Annotated in this window: 24 protein-coding genes; 9 read left to right on the top strand and 15 right to left on the bottom strand. The window is 54.6% G+C overall.

From position 1 onward, the window contains the following. Positions 1-195 precede the first annotated feature (195 nt). From ACR6JA_RS17540 to cspE, 7 genes are all read left to right on the top strand, one after another. Complete coding sequence (locus ACR6JA_RS17540; protein WP_250153502.1) at positions 196-609, top strand: DUF2946 domain-containing protein; 414 nt, start codon at positions 196-198, stop codon at positions 607-609. A 66-nt stretch (positions 610-675) separates the two neighbouring features. Further along, positions 676-1,053: a copper-binding protein gene (locus tag ACR6JA_RS17535; protein ID WP_494494079.1), complete on the top strand. Its 378-nt coding sequence runs from the start codon at positions 676-678 to the stop codon at positions 1,051-1,053. Between the two features lie 11 nt (positions 1,054-1,064). Beyond that, the gene (locus ACR6JA_RS17530) at positions 1,065-2,318 is read left to right on the top strand and encodes a TolC family protein (protein WP_213713324.1); all 1,254 of its coding nucleotides are present in this window, start codon (positions 1,065-1,067) and stop codon (positions 2,316-2,318) included. Next, positions 2,318-3,784, top strand: a complete 1,467-nt coding sequence (locus ACR6JA_RS17525; RefSeq protein WP_213713326.1) for an efflux RND transporter periplasmic adaptor subunit — start codon at positions 2,318-2,320, stop codon at positions 3,782-3,784. Before ACR6JA_RS17530 ends, ACR6JA_RS17525 begins: the two co-directional genes overlap by 1 nt. Further along, positions 3,781-6,900, top strand: coding sequence for an efflux RND transporter permease subunit (locus ACR6JA_RS17520; RefSeq protein WP_213713328.1), 3,120 nt, complete (start codon positions 3,781-3,783; stop codon positions 6,898-6,900). The genes ACR6JA_RS17525 and ACR6JA_RS17520 overlap by 4 nt, the downstream gene beginning before the upstream one ends. Positions 6,901-7,097: 197 nt before the next feature. Continuing rightward, positions 7,098-7,667, top strand: a complete 570-nt coding sequence (gene pagP / locus ACR6JA_RS17515; protein ID WP_166875873.1) for a lipid IV(A) palmitoyltransferase PagP — start codon at positions 7,098-7,100, stop codon at positions 7,665-7,667. 195 nt (positions 7,668-7,862) lie between these two features. Continuing rightward, positions 7,863-8,072, top strand: coding sequence for a transcription antiterminator/RNA stability regulator CspE (gene cspE / locus ACR6JA_RS17510; RefSeq protein WP_004100146.1), 210 nt, complete (start codon positions 7,863-7,865; stop codon positions 8,070-8,072). A gap of 213 nt (positions 8,073-8,285) precedes the next feature. Here cspE and crcB read toward each other — a convergent pair whose 3' ends face one another. After that, on the bottom strand, positions 8,286-8,669 hold the full coding sequence (gene crcB, locus ACR6JA_RS17505; RefSeq protein ID WP_166875870.1) for a fluoride efflux transporter CrcB: 384 nt from the start codon (positions 8,667-8,669) through the stop codon (positions 8,286-8,288). 102 nt (positions 8,670-8,771) lie between these two features. Here crcB and ACR6JA_RS17500 point away from each other — a divergent pair, with 102 nt between their 5' ends. Together ACR6JA_RS17500 and tatE are read left to right on the top strand one after the other, a co-directional pair. Then, the gene (locus ACR6JA_RS17500) at positions 8,772-9,560 is read left to right on the top strand and encodes a deaminated glutathione amidase (protein ID WP_494494080.1); all 789 of its coding nucleotides are present in this window, start codon (positions 8,772-8,774) and stop codon (positions 9,558-9,560) included. Positions 9,561-9,689: 129 nt separating this feature from the next. Next, the gene (tatE, locus tag ACR6JA_RS17495) at positions 9,690-9,896 is read left to right on the top strand and encodes a twin-arginine translocase subunit TatE (protein ID WP_008456034.1); all 207 of its coding nucleotides are present in this window, start codon (positions 9,690-9,692) and stop codon (positions 9,894-9,896) included. Between the two features lie 85 nt (positions 9,897-9,981). Here the strand turns inward: tatE and lipA are convergent, their stop codons facing one another. From lipA to leuS, 14 genes are all read right to left on the bottom strand, one after another. Then, on the bottom strand, positions 9,982-10,947 hold the full coding sequence (gene lipA, locus ACR6JA_RS17490; RefSeq protein ID WP_008456035.1) for a lipoyl synthase: 966 nt from the start codon (positions 10,945-10,947) through the stop codon (positions 9,982-9,984). Positions 10,948-11,186: 239 nt separating this feature from the next. Then, on the bottom strand, positions 11,187-12,143 hold the full coding sequence (locus ACR6JA_RS17485) for a YbeF family transcriptional regulator (protein WP_008456036.1): 957 nt from the start codon (positions 12,141-12,143) through the stop codon (positions 11,187-11,189). Positions 12,144-12,387: 244 nt separating this feature from the next. Then, entirely contained in the window at positions 12,388-13,032 is a 645-nt protein-coding gene (lipB, locus tag ACR6JA_RS17480; RefSeq protein ID WP_494494081.1) for a lipoyl(octanoyl) transferase LipB, read from the bottom strand. Between the two features lie 74 nt (positions 13,033-13,106). Then, the gene (gene ybeD / locus ACR6JA_RS17475; protein ID WP_008456041.1) at positions 13,107-13,370 is read right to left on the bottom strand and encodes a DUF493 family protein YbeD; all 264 of its coding nucleotides are present in this window, start codon (positions 13,368-13,370) and stop codon (positions 13,107-13,109) included. 109 nt (positions 13,371-13,479) lie between these two features. Beyond that, positions 13,480-14,691: a D-alanyl-D-alanine carboxypeptidase DacA gene (gene dacA / locus ACR6JA_RS17470; RefSeq protein WP_213713334.1), complete on the bottom strand. Its 1,212-nt coding sequence runs from the start codon at positions 14,689-14,691 to the stop codon at positions 13,480-13,482. Positions 14,692-14,834: 143 nt separating this feature from the next. Next, positions 14,835-16,064, bottom strand: a complete 1,230-nt coding sequence (gene rlpA, locus ACR6JA_RS17465) for an endolytic peptidoglycan transglycosylase RlpA (RefSeq protein ID WP_494494082.1) — start codon at positions 16,062-16,064, stop codon at positions 14,835-14,837. 16 nt (positions 16,065-16,080) lie between these two features. Continuing rightward, positions 16,081-17,193 carry a peptidoglycan glycosyltransferase MrdB gene (gene mrdB, locus ACR6JA_RS17460; RefSeq protein WP_008456051.1) on the bottom strand — a complete coding sequence of 371 codons (1,113 nt, stop codon included), beginning with the start codon at positions 17,191-17,193 and terminating at the stop codon, positions 16,081-16,083. Between the two features lie 2 nt (positions 17,194-17,195). Beyond that, positions 17,196-19,097, bottom strand: a complete 1,902-nt coding sequence (mrdA, locus tag ACR6JA_RS17455) for a peptidoglycan DD-transpeptidase MrdA (RefSeq protein WP_213713338.1) — start codon at positions 19,095-19,097, stop codon at positions 17,196-17,198. Between the two features lie 27 nt (positions 19,098-19,124). Continuing rightward, on the bottom strand, positions 19,125-19,595 hold the full coding sequence (gene rlmH, locus ACR6JA_RS17450) for a 23S rRNA (pseudouridine(1915)-N(3))-methyltransferase RlmH (protein WP_008456055.1): 471 nt from the start codon (positions 19,593-19,595) through the stop codon (positions 19,125-19,127). A 3-nt stretch (positions 19,596-19,598) separates the two neighbouring features. Continuing rightward, positions 19,599-19,916, bottom strand: coding sequence for a ribosome silencing factor (rsfS, locus tag ACR6JA_RS17445; protein ID WP_008456058.1), 318 nt, complete (start codon positions 19,914-19,916; stop codon positions 19,599-19,601). Positions 19,917-20,227: 311 nt separating this feature from the next. After that, positions 20,228-20,875 carry a nicotinate-nucleotide adenylyltransferase gene (gene nadD / locus ACR6JA_RS17440; RefSeq protein ID WP_213713340.1) on the bottom strand — a complete coding sequence of 216 codons (648 nt, stop codon included), beginning with the start codon at positions 20,873-20,875 and terminating at the stop codon, positions 20,228-20,230. Further along, positions 20,868-21,899 carry a DNA polymerase III subunit delta gene (gene holA, locus ACR6JA_RS17435; protein ID WP_213713342.1) on the bottom strand — a complete coding sequence of 344 codons (1,032 nt, stop codon included), beginning with the start codon at positions 21,897-21,899 and terminating at the stop codon, positions 20,868-20,870. Before holA ends, nadD begins: the two co-directional genes overlap by 8 nt. Beyond that, the gene (gene lptE / locus ACR6JA_RS17430; protein WP_213713344.1) at positions 21,896-22,507 is read right to left on the bottom strand and encodes an LPS assembly lipoprotein LptE; all 612 of its coding nucleotides are present in this window, start codon (positions 22,505-22,507) and stop codon (positions 21,896-21,898) included. Before lptE ends, holA begins: the two co-directional genes overlap by 4 nt. 14 nt (positions 22,508-22,521) lie before the next feature. After that, positions 22,522-25,104, bottom strand: coding sequence for a leucine--tRNA ligase (leuS, locus tag ACR6JA_RS17425; protein WP_213713346.1), 2,583 nt, complete (start codon positions 25,102-25,104; stop codon positions 22,522-22,524). Positions 25,105-25,128 lie beyond the last annotated feature (24 nt).

The raw sequence follows: 25,128 nt of genomic DNA, 5'->3' as shown, positions 1-25,128 counted from the left end.
ATCGACGTGGCCGATAAAAAATAAGGCATAAAAATTGTGCGAGTTTTGGCGGTATAACCGACGATCGGTTATGTAAAAACAATGATTGTTTTGCCTGATTGTTAACGAATGGCTTTTTCGTAAAGCAGTTAAAAAAAACTTTAAAACGCAACAGGCTGCCGCCTATACTGCCGATCTCTTTTATGCGGGGTTTTTATGCTGCACACCTCCCTCTGGTCGACAAGCCACTGGCGCTTTATCAGGAAGCATCTTTTGATGCTGCTGTTGGCGTTGGGCTGGTTTTTTGTCAACAGTCAGGTGGCGATAGCGTCCTACGATTGCCCGGTTGATATGACCGCTGGCCCCATGGCAGCCCCGCATTCCGACACCATGCAGATGCCTGACAAGGCGATGCAGGTGAAACTCAGTAACCCGCTGTGTGAAAAACACTGCGTGCCTGACGTAATGCAAAAAGACAACGGGCACAGCTCGCTGGTGGCGTTACCGGTGGCAGATACCCTTGCGCTGGTTGAGCCTCAGTGTTCAACGGTCGTTGAATCCGCCCCTTATGTTACCCCTCCCGCAACAGGACCTCCGGCAACCATTCGTTTTTGCCGCTTTAGAGAATAACTCCAGCACCGTCAATGTTTTGGGGCTTTGCCCATTCCCTTTTTGACTGTGTTTTGGAGATAAATCATGTTTAACGCTATTCGTTCTGCTGCGGCCGGTGCGCTGCTTGTTGTTGCCGCTTTCCCTGCTTTTTCCGCTGAAACTTCCCACGATATGTCCTCTATGAAGGGGATGTCTGACATGCCTGGCATGACGATGTCTTCTGATGTGACTTCGGCGACCAAGGTCTACAAAACCGAAGGCGTAGTGAAGACCCTCACCGCCGATAGCGTGTCTATTGCCCATCATCCTGTCGCCGAGCTTGGCTGGCCAGCCATGACAATGACGTTCGCTTTGCCGAAAGACGGTTCGCTGCCGGCGTTTAAGGTGGGGGAGAAAATTGCCTTCTCTTTCACTCAGCATGCGGCCGGGTATCAGCTGGCTTCCGCAACCCCGCTTAACTAACCGAGGTTGCTATGAAACAACACACCCTGAGCCTCTGGCTTGGTGGAGTGCTGTTGGCTACGTCTGTCTCCGCCGCTCAGGCGGCGGAGCTCAGCCTGCAACAGACTCTGCTGGCCGCCGAGCACTATTCTGCGGCGCTGTCCGCCAACCGTAATCAGAGCGATGCGCTGAACGCCATGGCTGACTCTGCCCGGCAATTGCCCGATCCAAAGCTGAAATTTGGTATCGAAAACGTGCCGGTGGGGGGGAGTAATAACCATCGCTTTAGCCGTGAAGGCATGACCATGCAGCGTATCGGCATCATGCAGGACTACGTCAGCGAAGATAAACGTGACCGTAAAGCGGACACTATTCTGGCGCAGTCGGCCAGCAGCCAGGCCAAAGCGGAGGTGATTCGCGCCAACCTTCAGCGCGATACCGCGCAGGCGTGGCTGGATCTTGCTTTATCTGAGCGAGTGCTGACGGCTGCCCGTAAGCTGGTAAGCGAAACCGAGCGGCAGATTGGCGTCCAGAAAGCCACCGTGGCCAGCGGCAGCTCGCCCGCTTCCGGCGTGGTAGATATCCGTATGACACTGCTCGCCATGCAGGACAAAGTCACGCTTGCCGAGCGGGATGTCACCCTGGCGCAGACCCGGCTTCTGCAACTGACCGGGCAGACGGTCGATAGCGTGGTGGGGACATTGCCCCGCTACCAGCGGTTACCGGCCGATCCGGCAGTGCTTGAAGAAGGTGTGATGCAGCACCCGGAGGTGATTGAAGCCGCCCGTGAAGCCGACGTTGCTCGTGCGAAATCAGCCCAGTCCGCCGTAGCCGCTAAACCTGATGTTGGGATTGAGGTGTATTACGGACGCCGCGCTGAGGGTTATGACGATATGGCGGGCGTGATGTTCACCGTCGATCTGCCTCTGTTTAAACCTCAGAGGCAGGATAAAGATTATTCCGCCGATGTTTCCCGGGCGATGGAAGCGAACGATCAGCTGGCGCTGGCTCGCCGGGAGCGTATTGCGCTGGTTCACTCGCTGGTGGCGAATTACCAGGCTGCGCAAAGCGTCTGGCAGCGGCAGCAGGATCAGGCTTTACCGCTTCAGCGCCAGCGCCTGTCTCTGCTGGAGTCACAGTACCGCGCCGGACAATCCTCTCTGACTGAGCTGCTGGGCGCTCGCCGGGATCTTCTGGACACCGAGCTGACCGCCAGCAGTGCGGAAAAAGCCGTGGCCACCAACTGGGCAGCGATCCGCTACCTTACGCCTCAGGATATTAACTAATGAAAAAATCACTCACTTTTTCCCTGTTGGCAGGGGCGGTTGTTGCCGCGCTGGCCGCGGGGTATTACGCCGGGAAGCAGCAAAGCTTTCACCAACATGCCGAAGCTCAGCCCCAGCAGGAAAGCGGCCGCAAAGTGCTTTATTGGTACGATCCTATGGTGCCCGATCAGCGGTTCGACAAGCCGGGGAAATCGCCGTTTATGGATATGGCGCTGGTCCCACGCTATGCCGATGAAGTGGCCAACGATGGCGGCGTGACGGTCAGCAACCGCCAGCAGCAAAACCTGGGCATTAAGACTGCCGCCGTTGAGCGAAAGGCTCTGAGCGTGCCATTCGCTGCTTTTGCCACCGTAACGCTGGACGAACGCAGCGTACAAATCATCCCGGCCAGCGCTAACGGCATTGTGGAAACGCTGTATGTCAAAGCCCCTCAGCAGTACGTGAAAGCCGGGGAACCGTTGGCGCAGCTGTGGTTCCCGGAATGGACCGCCGCACAGCAGGAGTTTCTGGCGGTGCGCAAGCTGGGAGACAGCGCTTTAACCGCGGCGGCCAGAGAGCGGCTGCAGCTGCAGTTTATGCCCACGGAAGTGATTCGCCAGGTTGAGCGCAGCGGCAAGCCGCAAACCCGCGTTACCGTTCGCGCAAAGCTTGCCGGGTATGTAAATAAACTGGAGGCGCGGGAAGGGCAGCAGGTGACCGCGAATACTCCGCTGTTCGAAGTGGCAAGCCTTGATTCCGTCTGGATTGTGGCGGATTACCCGCAGTCTCAGGCTCAGGCATTGCAGCCGGGAAGCGAGATTGTGGCGACCGCCGACAGCTGGCCTGGGGAGGTATTCCACGGGCGAGTAAGCGAACTGTTACCGAATCTCGAAACCACCACCCGCACGCTGAAGGCGCGCATTGTGCTGGATAATCCGCAAATGAAGCTCAAGCCCGGCATGTACCTCAGTGTGCAACTGGCAAATCAGCAGCCCCGCGCCGCGGTTCTGGCTGTGCCGGAGGAGTCGCTGATTGAAACCGGAAGCCAAAGCCGCGTGCTGGTTGCCGAAGACGGCGGCCATTTCCGCCCGGTGAACGTGGTGCCGGGCATCAGCGACAAGGGCTGGGTGGAGATTCTTTCCGGGCTGAATGAGGGAGAGAAAGTGGTCACTTCCGGGCAGTTCCTTATCGACTCAGAAGCGAGCCTGCGCAGTGCGTTGCCTGAAACAGACGCTCAGCCAAAAGCATCGCCTGCAGCAACAACCTACGACGGCGAAGGCGTGGTCAAAGCGGTGAGCGCGGACGCTATTACTATTGCCCATCATCCTATCCCCGCGTTGAACTGGGGCGCTATGGTGATGCCTTTTGCGCTGACATCGCCGACCAGCCTGAAACCGGGTGATGCAGTCATGTTCAGCTTTACAATGGACGATGAAAAAGGGGCAGTTATTACTCACCTGATGCCGATGGCGGGGGCGCACAAATGATTGCCGCCGTTATTCGCTGGTCGCTTAAAAATCGTCTGCTGGTGGTGCTGGCCGCTATCATTATGGCGGCGTGGGGGCTTTGGTCACTGCAGAGAGCGCCGCTGGATGCGCTGCCGGATCTCTCCGACGTGCAGGTGATTGTGCGGGTCAGCTATCCGGGTAAAGCACCGCAAATCGTGGAAGACCAGGTCACCTATCCGCTGACCAACACCATGCTGTCAGTTCCGGGAGCCAAAACGGTGCGTGGCTTCTCCATGTTTGGCGATTCTTATGTCTACATTCTGTTCGATGATGGGACCGATCCTTACTGGGCCCGTTCCAGGGTACTTGAATACCTGAGCCAGGTGCAGTCTCAGCTGCCGCCGGAGGCTAAAGCCTCGCTGGGGCCAGATGCTACCGGGGTTGGCTGGGTATACGAATATGCATTGGTGGACAGAACCGGCAAGCACAGCCTGGCGGATCTGCGAGCTCTTCAGGACTGGACGCTGAAGTTTGAGTTGAAAACCGTGCCCAACGTCTCTGAGGTGGCAAGTGTCGGTGGCATGGTGCGTCAGTACCAGATTGTGCTCGTTCCGGAGCGTATGAAGGCGCTGAATATTACCCATGAGCAGATCATTAACGCGGTGAAAAGCGCCAACCAGGAAGGAGGCGGTTCGGTGATCGAGATGGGCGAAGCCGAGTATATGGTGCGGACCTCTGGCTATCTCAAAAATCTGGATGACTTCAAGCAGGTTGTTATCACCAGCCGGGACGGGGTGCCGGTGCTGCTTTCCGATGTCGCTTCCGTGAGGCTTGGGCCTGAAATTCGTCGGGGCGTGGCGGAGTTTAACGGTGAAGGCGAAGTCGCGGGTGGCATTATCGTGATGCGCTACGGCAAAAACGCCCTTGAAACGATTAACGCGGTAAAAGCAAAGCTGGCTCAGCTGCAGAAGAGTTTGCCCGCCGGCGTTGAAATTGTGCCGGTGTACGACCGCTCGCACCTGATTGAAAACGCGATTGAAACGCTCTCCCACAAGCTGCTGGAAGAGTTTATCGTGGTCGCCATTATTTGTTCGCTGTTCCTGTTCCACTTCCGCTCTGCGCTGGTGGCGATTATTACTTTGCCGCTGGGGATTTTAGGGGCGTTTATCGTCATGCACTACCAAGGCGTGAACGCCAATATCATGTCGCTGGGCGGGATAGCCATTGCCATTGGCGCGATGGTCGACGCGGCGATAGTGATGATTGAAAACATGCACAAAGTGCTTGAGCAGTGGCGGCACGATCATCCGGGAGATCGGCCGCGCAGCGAAGATTACTGGCAAATTTCCCAGCAGGCGGCGGTAGAAGTGGGGCCGGCATTATTTTGCAGCCTGCTGATTATTACCCTGTCGTTTATCCCGGTGTTCTCTCTTGAAGCGCAGGAGGGAAGGATGTTTTCGCCGCTGGCCTTCACCAAGACTTATTCTATGGCAGTGGCCGCGGGACTGGGGATTACGCTGGTGCCGGTGCTGATGGGCTGGTTTATTCGCGGCAAGATCCCCGATGAAAAGGCCAACCCGATTAACCGCTGGCTGATTGCGGCCTACGAGCCTGTACTGGAAAAGGTGCTCGACAGGCCGAAAACCACGCTTGCGGTAGCCGGTGTGTTGCTGGTCGCCACGCTTTGGCCGCTGAGCAAACTGGGCAGCGAATTTATGCCGCCGCTGGATGAGGGGGATTTACTGTATATGCCTTCCACGTTGCCAGGTATTTCGGCGCGTGAGGCAGGACGATTGCTGCAGCAGACCGATCGCCTGATCAAAACGGTGCCGGAAGTTGAAACCGTTTTTGGCAAAGCGGGACGCGCCGAAACGGCCACCGACCCTGCGCCGCTAACAATGATTGAAACCACCATTCGCTTTAAGCCACGCGACCAGTGGCGGCCGGGAATGACGATGGACAAGCTGGTGAATGAGCTGGACAGCGTGGTGAAGGTGCCGGGCATTGCCAACGTGTGGGTGCCGCCTATTCGTAACCGACTGGACATGCTGGCCACCGGGATTAAAAGTCCGGTAGGGATAAAGGTGAACGGCAATAATATTGCCGCTATTGAGTCGGTTGCCGAGCAGATTGAACATGTGGTCAAGCAGGTGCCGGGTGTGACGTCCGCGTTGGCTGAGCGTCTGGGCGGCGGGCGCTATGTGGACATTGACATCGACAGGCGTAAAGCGGCGCGCTATGGCGTTTCAGTTAAAGAACTGCAGTCGCTGGTTGCGACGGTTATCGGGGGGGAAAACATTGGTGAAACTATCGAAGGGCGTGAGCGTTTCCCAATAAATGTGCGCTACCCGCGTGAACTGCGCAATAACCTGCAGAAACTGCGCGATTTACCGGTTATTACCTCCAACGGCAGCCAGGTAGCGCTTTCTGAGCTGGCAAATATTGCGATTACAGAAGGGCCACCGATGCTGAAAAGCGAAAATGCGCGTCTTTCAAACTGGATCTATGTCGATCTGCGTGGCCGTGATTTGAAGTCCGCCGTGGAGGATATGCAGCGTGCGGTGGCCGAGCAGGTGAAATTGCCTGAGGGCGTCTCTCTTTCATGGTCGGGGCAGTTTGAATACCTGGAACGTGCGACGGCGAAATTAAAAGTTGTTCTGCCTTTTACCTTGTTAATCATATTTGTACTGTTATATCTCACCTTCTCGCGAGTGAAAGATGCGCTATTAATTATGGGGACTTTACCGTTCTCGCTAATTGGCGGCGTGTGGCTGCTTTACCTGTTGGGATATAACCTGTCGGTGGCCGGTGCCGTAGGCTTTATTGCCCTGGCGGGGGTTGCCGCTGAATTTGGCGTGATCATGGTGCTTTATTTAAACCAGGCACTGACTAAGCATCAAAAAGCCGATGAGGTACAGGATGACGGTATGCTGCGGCGTGCCATTCACGAAGGGGCTGTCCTGCGCGTCAGGCCGAAGGTGATGACGGTGGCCACTATTATGGCAGGTTTACTGCCGATTATGTGGGGGAACGGGACCGGATCGGAAGTGATGCGACGTATTGCCGCCCCGATGATTGGGGGGATGGTGACGGCGCCATTGCTGTCGATGCTGGTTATCCCTGCGGTATATATGCTGATTAAAAAACGGAAATAAGTATTGTTCGCCGGAGCGGATATAGTTATGCGCTCCGGCTTGCAACTTTATTCAACGTTGTCTGACCTCTGTTTGGGAATTCAGCGTATTGACAACAGGCAGTGGACAATTTTCTTTACGAGTCATGTGCTGATTTAGCTTTTATTGAGATATAATTCAGTAAGGTACCTGTCGAATTTTAATATGGTAATAAAGACGTGACTTACGCAAATAAACTGTTCTCAATTTTGATTTTTGTTTGCACGCTTGGGTTGAGCGCTTCTGCGGCTGCGGAAGGCGGCTTTTTCAGCAATGCATGGGAAACTTTCTCGGGCCAGGTGTCTAAAACCTGGAATGAGCCAGAACACTACGATCTTTACGTGCCGGCGATTACCTGGCACGCCCGCTTTGCCTATGACAAAGAAAAAACGGATCGCTACAACGAGCGGCCGTGGGGTGCAGGTTTTGGCCAGTCCCGCTGGGATGAAAATGGTAACTGGAACGGCATCTATTTGATGGCGTTCAAGGACTCCTTCAATAAGTGGGAGCCAATCGGCGGCTATGGTTGGGAGAAAACCTGGCGCCCGCTGAGCGATGATAATTTCCATTTAGGGTTGGGGTACACCGTCGGGGTTACTGCTCGCGACAACTGGAAATACATCCCAATCCCGGTTGTGCTGCCGCTGGCGTCTATTGGCTACGGCCCGGCAACCTTTCAGATGACCTACATTCCAGGCACCTATAACAACGGTAACGTCTACTTCGCGTGGATGCGTTTCCAGTTCTGATTTTGTCGGCCTGAAGCCGGTGAAAACTGAGGGTTTTTATACCCCTTAAAAAACAAGGTGTAATGCGCAAGCTAGTAAAAAGTTAGCGACTTTTATCACTTTTTAGCAATTCTGGACTGGACAAAAGCCACCACAATTGTTGTACTGATGCCCGACACAGCATTTGTGTCGTTTTTTCATGTAAAGGTAATTTTGATGTCTAAGATTAAAGGTAACGTTAAGTGGTTTAATGAATCCAAAGGCTTCGGCTTCATTACTCCGGAAGATGGCAGCAAAGACGTGTTCGTACACTTCTCTGCAATCCAGAGCAATGGTTTCAAAACCCTGGCTGAAGGCCAGCGCGTTGAGTTTGAAATCACTAACGGTGCCAAAGGCCCTTCTGCTGCAAACGTAATGCCTATCTAAGTCATTACCAGTAGAATATAAAAACCCGCCAAGGCGGGTTTTTTTTTGCCTGCGATTTTAGGCAAACAGATAGGTTTTCAAAAACAGCCCAACGATAACGACGCTTATCAGCACGCTCGCCCAGCCGGTTATTTGCTCTTTCATTGCCGCTCCCCAAAGATATGGCTGGGATAGTGGCAGAGAAAAATTAAGCTAACATTAACGCCTCAGGGCTTATTGGGTCACGAAGAGAGAAACCAGCCAAAATGCGAGCGCGGTCATGATAAACGAGCCGGCCAGGTTGAGCAGGACGTTCATGCTGGCCCACATCAATCGCCCATCCTGTAGCAGCAAAACCACTTCCGCAGAAAACGTCGAAAACGTGGTCAGGCCGCCGCAGAAACCGGTGGTTATCAGCAGCTTCCACATCGGATCAACGTTGCTGAAGCGGCTGAACAACGCCAGCCCAAGGCCGATGATAAACGCCCCGGTCAGGTTAGCGATTAGCGTCCCGATGGGGATCCCCATATGCAGGGGATTGAACTTCATACTAAGAAACCAGCGTGCTACGCTGCCCATCCCACCGCCGATAAAGACGGCGAATAGCATCTGAATCACGGTTAATCCTTATTAAACATCAACAATGGGAAAGTGTAGCGTTCAGGTCGGGAGATTTATACCCAATGTGCTGTAATTAATCCTTTGAACGGCGAGGCGAATATGAAGGTGGCGGTCGGGCAGTTTGTGGTGGGGCAAGTCTGGCAGGAAAATGCGACGACCTGCGTCAGTCTTATGGCGCAAGCGGCGGCCAAAGAGGCCGATTTGTTAGTTTTACCCGAAGCGGTGCTAGCCCGGAGTGATACCGACCCGGATATGTCAGTCAAGTCCGCGCAGAAGCTGGATGACGGCTATGTACAACAGCTGCGGGCTGAAAGCCGGAAGAACGAGATGACAACGGTGCTAACGCTGCATGTCCCTACCCGTGATGGACGGGCGGCAAACACTTTGCTGGCCATTCGTGGCGGTGAGATTGTGGCGAGCTACCAGAAGGTTCATCTGTATGACGCTTTCAGCGTGCAGGAATCTAAGCTGGTGGATGCCGGAGCAAGCCTGGCCCCCTTGATTAAGGTTGCCGGCATGAACGTCGGGCTGATGACCTGCTACGATCTTCGTTTTCCTGACATGGCGTTGAGCCTGGCGCTTAGCGGAGCAGACGTGCTGGTTCTGCCGGCAGCGTGGCTAAAAGGCCCGCATAAAGAGGCTCACTGGGCTACACTGCTCGCCGCTCGCGCACTGGATTCAACCTGCTACATGGTTGCTTCCGGTGAGTGCGGCAATAAAAATATCGGCCAGAGCCGAATCATTGACCCGCTGGGCGTGACCGTTTCGGCAGCAGCCGAGGTGCCTGCGCTGATTTTTGCCGAGATTACAGCAGAGCGAGTGCTGGACGTAAGGCAAATGCTGCCGGTGCTGCGTAACCGTCGGTTTGCGCCACCGCAAATATTATGATGTTTTTTTAATCAAATCTTGATTCACCTTGTTACAGATTGCTATTGTGTCGCGCGGACAAATGTCCGTTAATGCAATCAGGTCTTTTATTCGCCGTTGCCACGGCACGCATCACAAAAGAAGGTAGGTATGGGAGAGATTAGTATTACTAAGCTGCTGGTTGTCGGCGCGCTGATCGTATTGCTGTTTGGTACCAAGAAGCTGCGCACGCTGGGCGGCGATCTCGGTTCTGCCATCAAAGGCTTTAAGAAAGCGATGGCTGAAGACGACAATGGCAAAAAGCCCGATACCGAAGCTGAAGCCGCTGCAGAGCAACGCATCGTTCATAAAGACTGAACGACGACGGCAAAATAAAAAACCGGCTCAGAATGGCCGGTTTTTTTATGAATGTCAGTTTATAAGTAACAAGATGTAACCAATGTTACTTCACTTCCATCCCTTTTGCCTGCAGGTCCGCATGGTAAGAGGAGCGAACAAACGGGCCACAGGCGGCGTGGGTGAAGCCCATTGCCAGCGCTTCGGCTTTCATCTCTTCAAACTCATCCGGGCTAACGTAACGCTGTACCGGCAAGTGGTGACGACTTGGCTGGAGATACTGGCCCAGCGTCAGCATGGTCACGCCGTGACGACGCAGGTCGCGCATCACTTCGATGATCTCTTCGTTTGTTTCACCCAGGCCCACCATCAGGCCGGACTTGGTTGGAATATTCGGATGAGCTTCTTTAAAGCGCTCAAGCAGCTTCAGAGACCAGTTGTAGTCAGCACCTGGGCGGACGTTGCGGTAGACACGCGGTACGTTTTCCAGGTTGTGGTTGAACACGTCCGGCGGCGTTGCGGTCAGAATATCCAGCGCACGGTCCATACGCCCACGGAAGTCAGGCACCAGCGTCTCGATTTTGATGGTCGGGTTCTTTTCGCGAATAGCGCGGATGCAGTCAGCAAAGTGCTGGGCACCGCCGTCGCGAAGATCGTCCCGGTCAACGGAGGTAATTACGACGTAACGCAGACCCATATCGGCGATGGTCTGTGCCAGTTTTTCGGGCTCGTTAGCATCTGGCGCAACAGGGCGACCGTGTGCGACGTCGCAGAATGGGCAGCGGCGGGTACAAATGGCGCCCAGAATCATGAAGGTCGCGGTGCCGTGGTTAAAACATTCAGCGAGGTTAGGGCAGGAAGCTTCTTCGCAAACGGAGTGCAGACCATTTTTGCGCATCGCCGCTTTAATGCCCTGGATACGGGTTGAGTCAGACGGAAGTTTGATTTTCATCCATTCTGGTTTTCTCAACAGCTCCTGGCGCTCTGTCGCCACGTTTTTAACCGGGATCAGAGCCATTTTATCGGCGTCGCGGTATTTAACGCCGCGTTCCATCACAATGGGTTTGCTCATAGGGTGCGTGTTCCAGTTGCGGATAATGAAGTCAGGCTAATTCAAGCTAAGTTAGGATCTATCAACTATTTTTGAATTAATGGCCGGAAGTATATCATCACGGCCAGGGAGAATCAGTATACCCCAACGTGAAATGGAGAAAGAATTGTAAATGGGTTGTTGTTTTGTGCTAAATACGAGGTTAACGGGCATGGTGTTCACCTCTGAAACGTCCGGCAAGAGGTGAAAACCACTGAGGATCAGGCGAACTCGGTGTGAATGGCTTTGATTATCTCCTGCAGAACCGTGTCCCGGATGCTTAGCTTGTTAAAATGCATGCTGGTTTCCATTGTTTTATCAGCAAACAGATCGCAGTCAACGGCTCGCAGGTTCCAGGTCTCTTTGAACATTTCGTACAGCCGCCAGGGCATAAAGCCCAGCAAATCGCTGCTGCCAAGTAATGAAGACAGGGTGACATAGTTGTAGCTGCTAAACGCTATTTGCCTGTTGGGCAGCCGCTCGCTGATCTCCTGGCGTAGGTCGCGCAGTAAATCATCCTGCATGATCAGGAAGGTGTGCTCCATATTTTGCAGATCTTCACGAGTGAGCCGCTGTTCAAGACAGGGATGACCTTCCCGGCAGACCACGGCGATACTTTCCTGATACAGCGGCACGCTGGTGATGGTGCGTGCATAGTGGCGACTGGTGTCAATAATCAAATCGGTTTGAAACTGGCTGAGCTGGGACTCACCATCGTTAATGGGCACATTGCGAATAAGCAGATTTGGATTAACCTTGCGGATCGCCGAATAGACTTTAGGGATAACTAAAGCCCCAATAGACGGCTGCGTGGCAATGGTGATGGTGCGCTGCTGGTCATTGCTGTTGTTGAAATCCAGCGCGCCGAGAATGGATTCCAGGCCCTGGCTGATATATTCGTGCAGGTGTGCCGCATACGCCGTCGGCGTGACGCCCTGGCCTTTGCGAATGAATAAAGGATCGGGAAAAATATAGCGCAACTTTTGGATAGACTGGCTGATAGCCGAGGGCGTGAGATTTAGCACTCTGGCTGCATTGACGATGCCTTTATGAATGTAGACAGCTTCAAAAATGGTCAGCAAGTTTAAATCTATGTTGCGTAATGTCTTGAATACGGGATAGTTGTTTTCACCATCGCGATCCACGATTTTTTTCTCAGACAGTGGGTTTTGCCCCATGTCAGGTCTCCGCTAAAAAATAAAGAATATTATATTTATAGATACAAATAGACCGTTTGGGGGAATTAGCATAGTTATTTTGCCAACCCAAGCACGAATGAGAAAAATTAAGCCGCACAAGCCATTCCCGGCTGTCATATTATTTAAATAATGACGTTGCTGAATTATCCAATTAGTGATTATAACCGAAGGGCGAAAAAGTGATAAAAAAACAATATCAGGCCTGCGGGGGCAGGCCTGACGTTTACTCCACTTCGCGGTATTCGTATGGCGGATAGTTTAGCAGGGAGATAAAGTTTTCTACCAGCCGGGGCTGGATATCCGCTACGGTGATGCCTTCTGCAAAATGGCTGACCTGGGTCATCTCCAGCCCGGCGTAGCCGCAGGGGTTAATCCGCAGGAAAGGGGATAAATCCATGTTGATGTTTAACGCCAGACCGTGGAAGGAACATCCCCTACGAATACGAAGCCCCAGAGAGCAAATTTTGCGTCCGTCGACATAAACGCCCGGTGCGTCGGCGCGGGGATAAGCCTCAATATCATATTCTGCCAGCGTGTTAACCACGGTCTGTTCCAGCATGGTGACCAGTTCCCGTACACCCAGCTTGCGTCGTTTTAAGTTCAGCAGGAAATACATAACCTGCTGGCCTGGGCCGTGAAAGGTCACCTGGCCGCCGCGATCGCTTTGCACAACGGGAATATCGCCCGGCATCAGGACGTGCTCGGCTTTACCGGCCTGGCCCTGGGTGAAAACCTGAGGATGCTCAACCAGCCAGATCTCGTCGGCCGTCGTCTCATCGCGGGTGTCGGTAAAGTCATGCATTGCCTGCGAGACAGGTTCATAAGGCTGCAGGCCAAGGGTGCGGATCAGGATAGTGTCTTGAGACAAAACAGCGTCTCCGGGAGAAAAGGGTGGCGGGAAGTATATCACAGCTAAAACCCGGCCTGAGCCGGGTTATCAGATTACAGCACCATACGAACGATTTCGATGTTGCCTAATTCTTCATACAGGGTTTCAACCTGCTCAATGTGGGTGGCATTGATGGTAATAGAAACTGAGTGGTAGTTCCCTTTGCTGCTTGGTTTAACCTGCGGCGTGTAGTCGCCAGGGGCGTGGCGCTGCACCACCTCAACGACCAGATCAACCAGCTCCGGTTTCGCCAGGCCCATTACTTTGTAAGTAAAAGAGGTGGGGAATTCGAGCAGTTCGTTCAGTTTGGTTTTCATGGTAGCTCCAGCGTTACGGCAATAAAAATAATAACTCCCGCCGGCGGGCGGGAGTTGCTTTGATGCTAAGTATATGGGGTCAGGTTCGACACTTTCAAGTGTTCAATAATTAACCGAACCAGTGGTGGAACATCAGCTTGATGTAATCAATGATTCGGCTGAAGAAATTCCCTTCAGGCATCTCCTGCAGCACAACTAACGGACGCTGCTCTATGGTTTTACCGTCCAACTGGAAGTTGATGGTGCCCACAACCTGGTTTTTCTGCAGCGGGGCATGCAGTTCAGTCGTGGTCAGCACATAGCTGGCTTTCAGATCTTTCATGCGGCCGCGAGGAATGGTCAGGTAAACGTCTTTATCCACGCCGAGAGAAACACGGTCGTTATCGCCAAACCAGGCTGGCTCAGAAGCAAACTCTTTGCCGGCTTTCAGCGGAGAAACCGTTTCAAAGAAGCGGAAGCCCCAGGTCAGCAGCTTTTTGCTTTCTGTTTCACGGCCTTTGTAAGTGTGCCCGCCAAGAACCGCAGAGATCAGGCGCATCTGGCCTTCGGTAGCGGAAGCCACGAGGTTATAGCCTGCGGCATCGGTGTGGCCCGTTTTAATGCCGTCAACGTTGAGGCTGGTATCCCACAGCAGACCGTTACGGTTGGTCTGACGAATGTTGTTGAAGGTGAACTCTTTTTCTTTGTAGATAGCGTATTCGTTCGGCACATCGCGGATCAGCGCCTGGCCGATCAGCGCCATATCACGCGCGGAGCTGTACTGACCTTCAGCGTCCAGGCCGTGCACGGTCTGGAAGTGGGTGTTTTTCAGGCCCAAGGCAGAAACGTAGCCGTTCATCAGGCTTACGAAAGCATCCTGGCTGCCGGCGACGAAGTCGGCCATCGCCACACAGGCGTCGTTGCCTGACTGCAGGTTAATACCGCGAACCAGTTTGTTGACCGGTACCTGCATACCCGGCTGCAGGAACATCAGCGAGGAGCCTTTAAACACCGGGTTACCGGTGGCCCAGGCATCTTTGCCGATGGTGACCATCGCATTGTCGTCGAATTTACCGGCTTTCATCGCCTGGCCAATGACATAGCTGGTCATCATCTTGGTGAGGCTGGCCGGGTCGCGGCGTGCGTCAGCATTTGATTCGGCCAGCACTTTGCCTGAGTTGTAGTCAATCAGGATATACGCTTCTGCATCAATCTGCGGGACGCCCGGGATCATAGTTTTAATGTTGAGGTCGTCAGCTTGAGCAGAGGCCATAGCCGCAAGAGCGAAAGCAGAGGTGAGCGCCAGGCGCTTAACAAAACGTGCAGAAGGAGCTGTATTCATGATGGAACTACGACGTCCGTGATGGAATTAAAAAAAGTGCCTTACTATAGCAAAAGCATTTTTGACTGGCATCTGACTTTGCGCGTGAGTTTGTTAATGGTCTTTACACAAATTTACGGGCAAGAAACAGGCCAGTCATAGCTTTACATAGCGGGAGCGTTGGTCACAAATGACTGCTGTTGCGCTTCCGACATCAGGCGCTGCTGCAGGGCGGTGGCTTCCGTACGGCTGCTGAACGGGCCAAGCTGAACGCGATACACGGTGCCGTTATGAGAAACTGCGCCCGGCACGCCAAACTGCTGGCTTAACTTCTGCTGCCACTGGCTGGCGCGTGCGCCGTCGCTCACGGCACCGACCTGAACAACGTAACGGCCGCTGCTGGCGGGTACGCTTGCTGCAGCTACACTGCGCTGAACGTGACCTTGAGTTGAACCCGGTGCGGTGACTGGCGCAGAAACGGCAGGCGCTGGCTGCTCAACGATCGGCGCTGGCTGTGGGGCGACTGGCGGAGTAGGTGCCACGGCTGGTGTCGCTGTTGCTGCGACAGGTTGCTGCGTCGCGGGGTCTGCTGCAGCCGTTGCCGGAGCATCAGGTGTTTCTATCACCCCTGCCGCAAGTGGCGTAGGAGCACCGAGAAAACCGCTGCTCTGAACAGGTGCGCCGGTGGTGTCCGCGCTTTGCAGCGTCGAGTTGCTGATGGCGCGCACATCGCCCTGTGGTGCCGCTGGCTGAGCAGGGGAGGAGGCGCTTCCCATACCGCCGCTAAGATCCGGACGGGCCGGCAGCGCATAGGTCTGTTTGGCGATAGTCGTACAGGCCGTACCTGGACCGGACATGGTGCCATCCTGTGCAACGATAATAGGGTCAATACGGACTTTGGTATTGTTTGAGGTGTTCAGCCTGTCTGCTGCCGCGCGAGACAGCGAGATCACCCGATCGTTGCCGTAAGGGCCGCGATCGTTGATGCGAACCACAATCATGCGACCATTCGCGAGGTTAGTGATTCGCGCATAGCTTGGAATAGGCAGCGTCGGGTGTGCTGCGGTCAGCGCATTAGCATCAAACGCTTCGCCAGAGGCGGTCAGGTTGCTGCCTGGTTCGGCATCGTAGATAGCCGCGAAGCCTGCCTGGCTGAAGTTTGCTGGATTCTGAACAATTTTGTAGTTTTTGCCGTTGTTCTGATAATCCTGGTTAACTGACGGATTCAGCGGCTCGTAACGTGGCTCGGCGCCGCTGATTTCCACGACTGGACCGTTGCACACGGCCGGCTGTGGCGCCTGATTAACCGGCTGCTGACTCTCATCATTTGACGAACATGCTGCCAGTAACGCTGCTGCGATGCAGACGCCAGCCCACCGTTTTTGCTTACCCATTGCGCACCTCATCCAGTTACACGCTTTTTGATAACATTTTTCTGTGAGTATGTATCGACATGACGATACCAAACCCGGCCATCAGCACGATTAGCGCCGACCCCCCGTAGCTGACGAGCGGCAGCGGTACGCCGACCACCGGTAAGATACCACTAACCATGCCAATATTTACAAATACATAGACGAACAGGATCAGCATCAGCCCGCCGGCCATTACGCGGCCAAAGGTGGTCTGTGCTCGAGCGGCAATAAACAGGCCGCGCATGATCAGCAGCAGATAGAGCGCCAGCAGCACCAGAATGCCCACTAAGCCTAGCTCTTCCGCAAGCACCGCGAAGATAAAGTCCGTATGACGTTCGGGCAAGAACTCTAGCTGCGACTGCGTGCCGTGCAGCCAGCCCTTGCCGCGCAGGCCCCCGGAGCCGATGGCGATTTTGGACTGAATTATATGATAGCCCGCGCCGAGCGGATCGCTTTCTGGATCTAACAGCATCATCACGCGCGCGCGCTGGTAGTCATGCATCAGGAAAAACCACAGGATCGGCACGAAGGCGGCTACCAGCAGAACGGCAACCAGAATAAGTCGCCAGCTCATGCCGGAAAGGAACAGCACAAACAGGCCCGATGCGGCGACCAGAATGGAGGTGCCCAGGTCCGGCTGGGCGGCGACCAGCAGGGTCGGCATGAAGATCAGGACGAGCGCAATGCCGGTGTTTTTCAGCGTGGGCGGGCAAACGTCGCGGTTAATAAAGCGGGCAACCATTAGCGGAACGGCTATCTTGGCGATTTCCGAAGGCTGGAAACGCACGAAGCCCAGATCGAGCCAGCGCTGGGCCCCTTTTGAAATGGCCCCGAAGGCATCAACCGCCACCAGCAGAATAATACAGAAGATATAGAGATAGGGCGCCCAGCCTTCGTAGACGCGAGGCGGAATTTGCGCCATGACGACCATAATCACCAGCCCCATCAGGATCTGGCCGATTTTACGCTCCATCATGCCCATATCCTGGCCGCTGGCGCTCCATACCACCAGGGCGCTGAACACCAGCAGCGCGAGGATGGTCACCAGGAAGGTCGGGTCGAGGTGAACCTTATCCCAAATTGTTTTTTTATTAGGATTGTCAGTCATGCTTATTGATCCTCTGCGGCCGAAGCGGCCGGTGCTTCCGACGGCAGTACCGTGTTGTTATCCCCTAACATGACGTGGTCGAGGATCTGACGCATGATGGTCCCGACGGCCGGGCCTGCGCCGCCGTTCTCCAGAATCATGGTCACGGCGTACTGTGGGTTGTCATACGGCGCAAATGCTGTCATCAGCTTGTGGTCACGTAGGCGTTCGGCAATTTTATGCGCGTTATACGTTTCGTTGGCTTTCAGGCCAAAGACCTGCGCAGTACCTGATTTTGCTGCCACTTTATAAGGCGCATTCGCGAAGTATTTATGCGCAGTACCGTTAGGCCTGTTGGCTACGCCATACATCCCGTCTTTGGCTATTTCCCAATAGCCAGAGTGGATGTCGCCCACCGGCGCTTCAGTCGGCTGCTGCCAGGGCACCTGTTTACCGTTTTCGGTGGTGCTCATCAGCAGGTGCGGAACGCGAACGATACCGTCGTTGATCAGGATCATCATCGCCTTGCTCATCTGGATTGGCGTGGCCGTCCAGTACCCCTGGCCGATACCGACCGGAATGGTGTCACCCTGATACCACGGTTTTTTAAAGCGCTTCAGCTTCCACTCGCGCGTCGGCATGTTGCCCGCGCGCTCTTCTGAAAGGTCGATGCCCGTCAGGTGACCGTAGCCAAACTTACTCATCCATTCGCCAATGCGGTCGATCCCCATGTCATAGGCGACCTGGTAGAAGAAGGTATCCGCCGATTCTTCCAGGGATTTTGTGACGTTCAGGCGGCCGTGGCCCCACTTTTTCCAGTCGCGGTAGCGTTTTTCCGAGCCGGGCAGTTGCCACCAGCCGGGGTCAAACAGCGAGGTGTTGCGGGTGATCACTCCGGCGCTCAATGCAGAAACTGCCATATAAGGCTTCACGGTAGAGGCCGGTGGATACACGCCCTGAGTCGCGCGGTTAATTAACGGCGTGTTCGGGTCGTTTAGCAGGCCCGAGTAGTCTTTGCTGGAGATACCGTCGACGAACAGGTTCGGGTTATAGCTTGGCATAGAAACCAGCGCCAGAATGCCGCCCGTACGTGGATCTGTAACGACCACTGCGGCACGACTCCCTGCGAGAAGAGTTTCGATGTAGGTTTGCAGCTTCAGATCTAGGGTCAGATAAATGTCATGCCCTGCCTGAGGCGGCACTTCTTTAAGCTGGCGGATGACGCGGCCACGGTTGTTAACCTCAACCTCTTCGTAGCCCGTTTGCCCGTGCAGGACATCTTCGTAATAGCGCTCGATACCGAGCTTGCCGATGTCGTGGGTCGAGGCGTAGTTGGCCAGCTTGCCTTCTTTATCCAGGCGCTCAACGTCTTTGTCGTTGATTTTAGAAACGTAGCCAATGACGTGGGTTAGCGCGGAGCCATAAGGATAGAAGCGGCGTTTGTAGCCTTTCACTTCCACACCCGGGAAGCGGTACTGGTTTACGGCAAAGCGGGCAACCTGAACTTCCGTCAGGTTAGTTTTGACCGCAATGGAGGTGAAGCGGTGCGAGCGGGCACGCTCTTTCTTGAAATTCGCGATATCGTCATCGGTCAGGTCAACCACCGGGCGCAGCGCCTCCAGCGTATCCTGAACGCTATCAACTTTCTCCGGCATCATCTCGATTTGATAGATGGTGCGGTTCAGCGCCAGCGGGGTACCGTTACGATCGTAAATAATGCCGCGGCTGGGCGGGATAGGCACCAGCTTGATGCGGTTTTCATTGGACCGCGTCTGATAGTCGTTAAAGCGAACGATTTGCAGATTATAAAGGTTGGCGATCAGCACGCCGGTAAGCAGCAAAATGCCGATAAAAGCGACCAGCGCCCGGCGCACAAAGAGCGCAGACTCAGCAGTATAGTCGCGAAAAGAATTCTGTAATTTCATTCGCTGCTTCGTATTACCCGCTCAGGTTTACTCACGATGGTAAGGGTGGTTGGTGGTAATGCTCCACGCCCGATAGAGACTTTCCGCCACCAGCACTCTGACCAGCGGATGGGGCATGGTTAGCGTGGAGAGCGACCAGCTTTGCTCGGCAGCGGCCTTACAGGCTGGTGCTAATCCTTCGGGGCCACCGATTAACAGGCTGACATCTCGGCCATCCTGCTTCCAGCGCTCGAGCTGCGTGGCAAGCTGGGGGGTATCCCACGGTTGACCGGGAATATCCAGCGTCACGATTCGATTACCTTTGCCCGCGGCGGCCAGCATCATTTCACCCTCTTTTTCAAGGATACGTTTGATATCGGCATTTTTACCGCGTTTTCCAGCCGGAATTTCTACCAGCTCAAAAGGCATATCTTTCGGGAAGCGACGCAGGTACTCTGTAAAGCCTGTCTGCACCCAGTCAGGCATTTTGGTTCCAACGGCCACCAGTTGCAGCTTCACCCGTTAGCTCCAGAGTTTTTCCAGTTCGTACAGCTGGCGGCTCTCTTCCTGCATTACGTGAACGATAATTTCGCCCAGATCGACAACAACCCAGTCGGAAGCGTTGATGCCTTTCACGCCCATCGGCGACAGGCCAACTTCGCGGGAGGACTGCACAACGTGTTCAGCAATTGACATGACGTGGCGGTTAGATGTCCCGGTGCAGATAACCATGCAATCGGTGATGCTGGATTTGCCTTTAACATCAATTGCGATGATGTCCTGGGCTTTGAGGTCGTCGATTTTATCGACAATGAAATCCTGAAGTGCTTTACCCTGCAAGTGTTCCCCCTGAGAGAATGAGAGTGTTTGGTTTAGCCCGTAATAACCCTGGACCAGCAGGGCAGGCGGCTTTGGCTGAAAAATTGGCCGGCCAGCGCGAATCGCGGGCTATCATCCCATTGCGCGCCGGAGTTTGCATTGCCATTTTTGTAAAACTATTTCAGAAAAGCCGGATTACGGGCAGGAAATTATGGCAGCGGAGCATAACAGCCTGAGAAGTGGTGTCAATGGCTGGCTTTCCCGGTAAATCATAATAGCGTAATCCAGTGCGCTTCACCGTTCTCCTCCCGTAATTTAGACGAGCCCAACGCTTAGCGATAAAGCCCGTGCTGGAGAATAAAAGCCAGTACATCAGGCGGGAGCAGATCGTCGCAAGGCTGATTGCTCTCAAGCCGATGGCGAATGGTGGTTGCGGAGATATCGTAGAGCGGCGTTGGGGCTAGAAAGACTTTCCCGGCGGGCTGCTGGTGCAGTGTTAAGACAGAATCAGTGACGTTTTGCGCGAGCCACGTTTGCTGTTCGGGCGTTTCCATGGTTAGCGGATAGCCGGGCCGCTGGGTGACCAACAGGTGACACAGCGTGAGCAGCGTTTCCCAGCGGTGCCAGCGGTGCAGACTGAGCAATGAGTCCTGGCCAATAATAAATGCCAGCGGCTGTTTTGGCCCCAGCTCGGCGCGAAGCTGCTCCAGCGTTTCCACGGTCCATGACGGTGTCGACCGGGTCAGCTCCCGGTCATCCAGCGTGAAAAGCGGGTTGCCTGCTATTGCTAGCTCAATCATCTCTTTGCGCTGCGCGCTGCTCGCTTCCGGCTGTGGGCGATGCGGCGGCACATTATTGGGCATGATGGTGACGCTTCTGAGTTTCACCAGCCGGGCCAGCGCTTCAACGGATTTCAAATGACCATAATGGATAGGATCAAAGGTGCCGCCGTACAGCGCTAACAAAGAGGAATCAGGCATCAATGAAGATTTCCGGTAAGGCTTTATGGCAGATCAGCAGAGAAAGGCCTTCGAGTTCGTCCCAGACTGACTGCCCGTAGTCCTGCTTCAGCGTCAGTTCGATACGCGTCAGTAAACGAACGGCCTGATAAAGCTGTTCCGAAGAAACACGATTGAGCGCTTCAGTCACCAACTGGCGGCGGTTTTGCCACACGCGTTGCTGATCGAACAGCGTCCGTAAGGGCGTCGTTGCTGACTGACGTTTGAGATTGACCAGTTGCAGCAGTTCCCGCTGCAGGGTTCGCAGCAGAATGACCGGCTCGCTGGCTTCCAGACGAAGCTGCTGCAATATATGCAGCGCTCGTTTGCTCTTTCCGGCGAGCAGCGCATCTACCCAGTGAAAAGGCGTGAAATGGGCTGCATCGTTTACGGCTTGCTCAACGCGCGGTAGCGTCAATTTACCGTCTGTCCAGATGAGCGACAGCCTCTCTAATGCCTGAGAAAGCGCCAGCAAATTGCCCTCATAGCAGTAGCAGAGCAGCTGATTGGCAGCCTCGTCCAGCGTCAGATTCATCTGTTTTGCGCGCTGAGATACCCAGCGGGGCAGATTGGCCTGTTCTGGCGTCTGGCAGGTCACCAACACGGAGCGGTTTGCCAGCTGGGTGAACCAGGCGGCATTTTCCTGCGCTTTCGTCAGTTTGTTGCCGCGAACCAGTAACAGAATATCGTCGTGAAGCAGGCTAACCAGTGTTTCTAGCTGAGCGTTAATGGCGGCGTTGGGACCGTTTTCCGGCAGCAGTAAGAGCAGCGTCTGGCGGCTGGCAAACAGACTCAGAGCCTGGCAAATCGAAAACAGCGCCTGCCAGTCCGTGGTGGCTTCTATCTGAACGGTGTGATGTTCTTCAAAGCCGTTTTGCTGGGCGTGTTTGCGCACCGCATCCTGGCTTTCCTGTAATAAGAGAGGGTCGTTACCTAACAGCAGATACGCCGCGCGCAGCCCTTCATTGAGCTGCGCGTGGAGTTGTTCTGGGTACACTCGGATCATTTGCTAACAGAGGTTGCCGGCAGAGTGGTGGACACCCGGCCTGCAGGTTCGGCTGGTTTCACTGCGCTAACGGGCTTTTCCTCGTCTTTTGTTGCTGCAAGGTCAGCCGCGTGAACTGCCATCAGTTTGCGGACCAGCTGTTGGGCAACACTGGTGTACATCTCTTTGATGATCAGATCCTGCTCTGCGTCTTTTGCCAGGGCGGTCAGTGGGTTATCAAAGAATGAACGGTATGTCTTCGCACTGATTGGATAAATATCGTGACCCGGGATCAGGACCTGAGCATTGACGGTCATTACCATCTGGTATTCCGCCGTCTGGCCGTTCTGGAACACTGAAGCCGTGTCCTGACCAAGACCGAAGCCACCCACGCGCAGGGATGGAATATCCTTGCGTACGCCAGTGCCGGTATCGTCAACAATCGTTACGCCGTTTAAGCGCAGCTGTTTACGAATTTCACGCGTTAGCGGGCCGTTAGGATCGCCAGAGTTGAGGATCAGCGTCTTCATCTCTGAAGGGACCTGCGTGTTACCACGCAGGTGAAAACCACATCCAGCGGTGACCAGCACCGCCAGGGTTACTAACAGGGTGATAAAGGGATGTCGCACGCTTCCTCCTGCGCTTAGCCCACAACCAGGTTGAGCAGTTTACCCGGAACGTAAATCACTTTACGTACGGTTACACCCTCAAGATATTTCGCGACCAGATGTTCCTGACCGGCGCGCTCGCGCACTTGTTCTTCAGTAGCATCGGCAGGCACGGTGACTTTACCGCGTACTTTACCGTTAACCTGAACGACCACCAGGCGAGAGTCTTCGACCATTGCCTTTTCGTCAGCCTGCGGCCACGGTGCGTTATCCACATCACCTTCACCACCCAGCGACTGCCACATATCGAAACAAACGTGGGGGGTGAACGGATACAGCATACGTACAACGGCCAGCAGCGCTTCGTTCAGCAGCGCACGATCCTGTTCGCCGTCCTGCGGTGCTTTTGCCAGTTTGTTCATCAGCTCCATGATGGCAGCGATGGCGGTGTTGAAAGTCTGACGGCGGCCGATATCGTCGGTCACTTTAGCAATGGTTTTATGCACATCGCGACGCAGGGCTTTTTGATCTTCGCCCAGGGCAGCAATGTCCAGCGCTGGCGCAGCACCACGGTTGGTGTGTTCGTAGACCAGTTTCCAGACGCGTTTCAGGAAGCGGTTGGCGCCTTCAACGCCGGATTCTTGCCACTCAAGCGTCATGTCCGCAGGTGAAGCAAACATCATAAACAGACGCACGGTATCCGCGCCGTAGCGTTCAACCATGACCTGTGGGTCGATGCCGTTGTTTTTCGACTTCGACATTTTGCTCATGCCAGCATAGACCAGTTCACGGCCTTCTGCGTCACGGGCTTTGACAATGCGGCCTTTATCATCGCGCTCAACGATAGCGTCGACTGGAGAAACCCAGTTACGCTCGCCGTTAACGCCGGTGTAATAGAAGGCGTCCGCCAGCACCATGCCCTGGCAAAGCAGCTGTTTGGCTGGTTCGTTGGAAGTCACCATGCCAGCATCGCGCATCAGCTTGTGGAAGAAGCGGAAGTAAAGCAGGTGCATGATGGCGTGTTCAATCCCGCCGATGTAGATATCCACCGGTAGCCAGTAGTTGGCGGCTTTGGAATCCAGCATGCCTTTGTCGTACTGAGGGCAGGTGTAGCGCGCGTAGTACCAGGAGGACTCCATAAAGGTGTCGAAGGTGTCGGTTTCACGCAGCGCAGGCATGCCGTTGACGGTGGTTTTCGCCCACTCAGGATCGGCTTTAATCGGGCTGGTGATGCCGTCCATGACCACGTCTTCCGGCAGAATAACCGGCAACTGATCTTCCGGGGTTGGCATCACTGTGCCGTCTTCAAGGGTAACCATTGGGATTGGTGCACCCCAGTAACGCTGACGTGAAACGCCCCAGTCGCGCAGACGGAAGTTCACTTTACGCTCGCCCACGCCTTTAGCGGCCAGTTTATCGGCAATGGCGTTAAACGCCTGCTGGAAGTCCAGACCGTCGAACTCGCCAGAGTTAAACAGCGCGCCTTTTTCGATCATTGCGGAGGCGGAAAGGTCCGGCTCGCTGCCGTCGGCATTCAGAATTACAGGCTTGATTGGCAGGCTGTATTTTGTGGCGAATTCCCAGTCACGCTGATCGTGGCCTGGAACGGCCATCACGGCACCGGTGCCGTATTCCATCAGCACGAAGTTGGCCACCCAAACCGGAACGCTTTCGCCGGTCAGCGGATGAATGGCATTAATGCCGGTGGAGACGCCTTTCTTCTCCATGGTCGCCATGTCGGCTTCGGCCACTTTGGTGTTACGGCATTCTTCAATGAATTCGGCAAGGATAGGATTATTGACTGCAGCCTGCTGCGCCAGAGGGTGACCGGCGGCAACGGCCAGATAAGTCACACCCATAAAGGTATCAGGGCGGGTTGTATAAACGGTCAGCTTCTCGGCGCTGTTTTGTACGTCGAAGGTGATTTCCACGCCTTCGGAACGGCCAATCCAGTTGCGCTGCATGGTTTTAACCTGATCCGGCCAGTGATCCAGTGTATCCAGGTCGTTCAGCAGTTCGTCGGCGTAGGCGGTGATTTTGATGAACCACTGTGGGATCTCTTTGCGCTCAACTTTGGTGTCGCAGCGCCAGCAGCAGCCGTCGATAACCTGCTCATTCGCCAGCACGGTCTGATCGTTCGGGCACCAGTTAACCGCGGAGGTTTTTTTGTAAACCAGACCTTTGTTGTACAGCTGAGTGAAGAACTGTTGTTCCCAGCGATAGTATTCAGGCGTACAGGTAGCCAGTTCACGGCTCCAGTCGTAACCGAATCCCAGCGTTTTCAGCTGGTTCTTCATGTAATTGATGTTGTCGTAGGTCCACGGGGCTGGCGCGGTGTTGTTTTTTACCGCGGCGCCTTCAGCCGGCAGGCCGAATGCATCCCAGCCGATCGGCTGCAGGACGTTTTTACCCAGCATACGCTGGTAGCGTGCGATAACGTCGCCGATAGTGTAGTTACGGACGTGGCCCATATGTAGTCGGCCGGAAGGATAGGGCAACATGGAGAGGCAGTAGTATTTCTCTTTGCCTTCGTCTTCGGTCACTTCAAAAGTACGGTTCTCTTGCCAGTGTTGCTGGACATTGGATTCTATCTCTTCCGGGCGGTATTGCTCTTGCATGGCAGCCAGTAGTCCTGTGTATGA

It is taken from the genome of Cedecea sp. B1(4) (assembly GCF_059414925.1).
Note: the sequence above shows the minus strand (reverse complement) of the source record. Positions and strands in the feature narration are given on the sequence as shown.